Origin of the sequence: Methanobrevibacter sp., assembly GCF_045636185.1 — an archaeon.
In the GTDB taxonomy this organism is placed as follows: domain Archaea; phylum Methanobacteriota; class Methanobacteria; order Methanobacteriales; family Methanobacteriaceae; genus Methanocatella.
This window is the reverse complement of the sequence record NZ_JAZTXC010000125.1, coordinates 1-4,437: the sequence shown is the minus strand read 5'-3', so window position 1 is coordinate 4,437 and position 4,437 is coordinate 1. Positions and strand designations below refer to the sequence as shown.

The window sequence follows — 4,437 nt, the reverse complement described above, 5'->3', positions numbered from 1 at the left end:
ATCAAATATTAAACCATCATAAGAGAATTCTTCAACAAAAACATCTGTCAAACCTAATTTACCAGTATTAGTAACAACAATCTCAAAAGTTACTTGCTCGCCAACATTGACCAAAGGAGTTAAAGTAACCTTTTCAACAGTAAAACTAGGCTTAACAACAGTAGTATCATTATGAGCAGTCTTGTTTTCAGTTTCATCTGAACCTGCAACAACAATATTAGTAAAATTACCTTCCTTAGTAGTATTAAACACTACAGATAATACAACAACCTGTCCAACACCCAATTCAGTGTTTAAGGTCCATCTGTTTTTACCTTTAACTTTTGAGTAATCCCAATGGCTTTGATATAAACTACTATCAAATATTAAACCGTCATATTGAGATTCTTCAACAAAAACATTATGCAAGGTAGTTAATCCACTATTTCTAACAACAATTTGGAAAGTAACTTGATCTCCCACATTTACAAGAGGAGTTAAAGTGATTTTTTGAACATCTAAATTTGAATCAAGAACATTAGTCTTGTTTGAAGCGTTATTATTTGTTTTGTTAGAATCCGGAGTAGTGGTATTAACAAATACATTATTAGTAATTGTTGTATTGTCCTTATTGACCTTTGTTTGAATATTTAAAATTGCACTAGCATCCTTTTTGAGATTTCCAATATCCCAAATTCCTGTAGTGGGGTCATATTTTCCTTTTGAATCATCACTGACATAAGTTAATTCTGGAGGAAGATTATCAATAGCATATGCATTTAATGCTGTATCAGGACCTTTATTAGTAACAATAATTGTCCAGATAATTGTTTCTCCAATAACAGAAGTTTCTTTAGAAACTAACTTAACTACACTTAAATCACAGAGAGGATTTGACTTTGTAGTATTATTAGCCACATTATTATCTTTATTTGGATCATAAATACTGCTATTAACAGTTGCAACATTAGTTATAGTGGAGTTTGTAATATTTACAACTGTTCTAATTTTCAATACTGCACTTTCTCCAACATTTAATCTTCCAATATCCCAAATTCCAGAATTTGAATTGTACTTGCCGTCAGAACCTTTAAATATTAATCCATCAGGCAATTTATCTATGACATATGCATCAGTAACATTTGATGGACCGTTATTTGTAACTTTTATAGTCCATATAATCTCATCTCCAAAATTTGGAGTTTTATCTGAAACATTTTTCTCGACAGCCAAATCTGCAATAGGCAATATTTCAAAGAAAGTCATGTTGGTGATATATTTGTATAAGCCGTCTTCAAAGTGAGTAACATTTACAGAATAATTACCTGGAAGAAGACCTTTTCTTGATACAGAAATATTACCGAAGATACCTGTTTGACCAGTATGATTTATAACAACTTTTCCACTCTCAAGATGAGTTACAATTATTGTTATGTTTTGTAAATCTTCACGAGGATCTTGATAGAGAAGTCTACCATCATCACTATTTTCTACACCATCCACAGGGTTAATAACATCAAGCCCCGTATTTTTATTTTTATCCAAAGAAAATTCATATGTTACATTATAAAAGAATATTTCACTAGGTGTCCCATCATTATGAATAGCATTGATGATGTTATCTCCGCCTTTAAATGTAACATTAATGGTAACATTTTTCTCAGGGTCATAATAAATACGCTTAAAGTTAGCGATATTTGTTAAAAGATAACTCCATGCCTGATTTTCAAAGAATGTATCTTCTCCTATTGTTAAATTATTACCTCTATTGTAAATAGCTGAACCGTTACGTGCCACATTATTTATAAAATTACTATTAGAAATAGCTGAATTATCACCAGTTATATAAACAGCCCCACCTAAACCTTGTTGTAAATCTTCAGTTGAAGCGATAGCTGAATTAGAAGTGAAATTAGAATTTAAAATTTTAATATTGTCACCGTGTGAGTGTATAGCCCCACCATGAATAGTAGCATTGTTGGAATTGAATACAGAATTATTGACTAAAGTGTTGTCCCCTTCCACATAAATTCCAGCACCGCCACGAGAAGCTGTATTGTTCTCAAAAGTTGAATTATCAATTATTGAATTATCTCCAATAATATAAACAGTTCCCCTTGAACATTCATGGTTATAAAATTCAGAATTAATAATTGAAGCATTTTCACCATGAATATAAACTGCTGAACCGTTTCCATTAGTAGCAAAATTTGAATCAAAAGTACAATTTATTGCACGGTTATTATTTCCTGTAATGTGTACAGCACCACCCTCTTCAGTACCGGTGTTGTTTTTAAAGTAACAATTAATCATAGTATTGTAATGGCCTTCTCTTATACCATCCAAACCATGGTCAATACCAGCAAGCATGTAAGCAGCACCTTGTTTTGCCGTATTGTTCTCAAAAGTACAGTTTTCTACGATTAAATAATTTTGACTGGAACCTATAGCTCCGCCTCTTTCTGTTGCAGTGTTACCGATGAAAGTACAATTAATAATGTTACTGTGGTAATTTTCGTTGATAGCCCTATTACCATGCACATAGATTGCTCCACCAATACCTGCACTACAATTAATAAAATTGGAATTTAATATATCTACTCTATTTCCATTTTCTCCAGCAACACAAATCGCACCGGAATGTCTGTTTGTTGTACAATTAATAAAATTACAATTATCAATTACTGAATTATAAGTAACAGCCATAGCAGCATATTCATAATCATCAGGATTTTCTTTTTCTAAAGAATGACAGTTAGTAAAGTTAACATCATATAAATTAGAATTTCTAAAGACAAAGCCTGCAACTGCCAGTGTAAAATTTTCAAAAGAAACATGATTTAAAGTACAGTTTCTAAAGAAATTAGGATACATACAAGCCGCATTATAATTTTTAAATGTAATATTTTCAAAGTGACAGTTAGTTATAAAATTACGGTTAGCTGTTGAAATTGGACCAGCATATTGAGCATCCAAAACTCCATTGATAAAAGTTAACTGTTTATCTGTTTGAATTTTAGGATTACCATTTACAACAGTTATAATAGTTTTTCCTTCCAAATCTATAATATCATTATCACTAGCCTTATCAATAGCTATACGCAAATCATTAAAATAAGTTCCATCAAAAGTTATTACATTTCCACGTAAAATTTCATCGTTATTACTTATCCCCAATAAGTCGTTTGAGTTTTTATTATTAGTAAAATTTTTTTCTTGATATGTAGAAACAGGACTATTCTCATTTGTTAAATCAGAATCATCATAAAATGAAACCTGATCTTGAGAAACACCATATATATCGGATGTGGAGTCGGAAACATTTTCACTAGCGCAAACTAATCCCAATGAAGAAATTAAAATTAGCAATGCTAAAAGAACAAAACACGAATGCTTGAGACTCATAAACATACCTCCCCATATTTGAATTGTAAAACATCCAAATGGTAAAAATCAAGCGGGTTAAAAATATATTGATAAAAAGGATGATGATTAAAAAATTTGAAAAAATAGATGGAATTTAGATTAAATAATCTATTAATCCCAAATATAGAATTGTCAAGAGAATAGATATAATTGCTAAATATCTTATTATTGGATAAAATAACACTTTCAGTTAAACTGTAATGTGAAAAATTCGGCGACATATAAGTCCAAATATCACACGACAAAAGAAAATCTTTTATTTCAGTGAAACGTAAAATATTTCGATTGAAATCTAATGAGTCAGATGAATTGTTAACTTCAAAAGAATGATAAAAAGTAAAAAATTGAACATATGATTCATGTGTAAATGAAGTGAATACAATGAAATTATCTTTATTTTCCAAATCAACATTATTGTGATTAATTTCTTTTCTAATAAGCTGATGATTTAAGGATAATTCAGAAGTTGCATTATCCACTTCATAATATGAATCATCGTTATTACATTCAAAATCATTAATAACATCAACAGATTCATTTAAATGATATGTATCAATATCTATTTCCTGATTACAAATTATTTGATCTTCATCAATCTGAATATCATCATTATTTTCAAGATAACTTGTAGTTTGGATGTCTTGTGATTCATAAAATTCATCAATGCAATCATAAGCATAACTTTCATCAACTTGAACATCAGCTGAAACAGCATCTTCAGCAGATACAACAGATAATGTTGACAATACGAATAGCATCAGTATCGTCAATTTAATTATATTTGATTTGAAAGTATGCATATTATCACGAAATTTTTTTTATTAGCTATTTTACTGATAATCACATTATCAACATAGCATGATTATATAATAAAATATCATCATATATAAATTATACAGTTTGATAATAAAAATTGGGATAATTTAACAAAAAATTATCTATTTGATAAAAAGATATCTAACTGTATACAAATTTACAATATAATAAACAATTTATAAAAAAAATGTATTCATTATAGAAATAATTCAAATT

The 4,437-nt window shown here is 29.2% G+C and carries 2 protein-coding genes; both read right to left on the bottom strand.

The features are described from left to right. A partial coding sequence (locus ACKI3Q_RS07275) for a hypothetical protein (RefSeq protein ID WP_407415713.1) occupies positions 1-3,384 on the bottom strand: 3,384 nt, incomplete at its 3' end. Then, positions 3,381-4,205, bottom strand: a complete 825-nt coding sequence (locus ACKI3Q_RS07270; RefSeq protein ID WP_407415711.1) for a hypothetical protein — start codon at positions 4,203-4,205, stop codon at positions 3,381-3,383. The genes ACKI3Q_RS07275 and ACKI3Q_RS07270, both read right to left, overlap by 4 nt. Positions 4,206-4,437 lie beyond the last annotated feature (232 nt).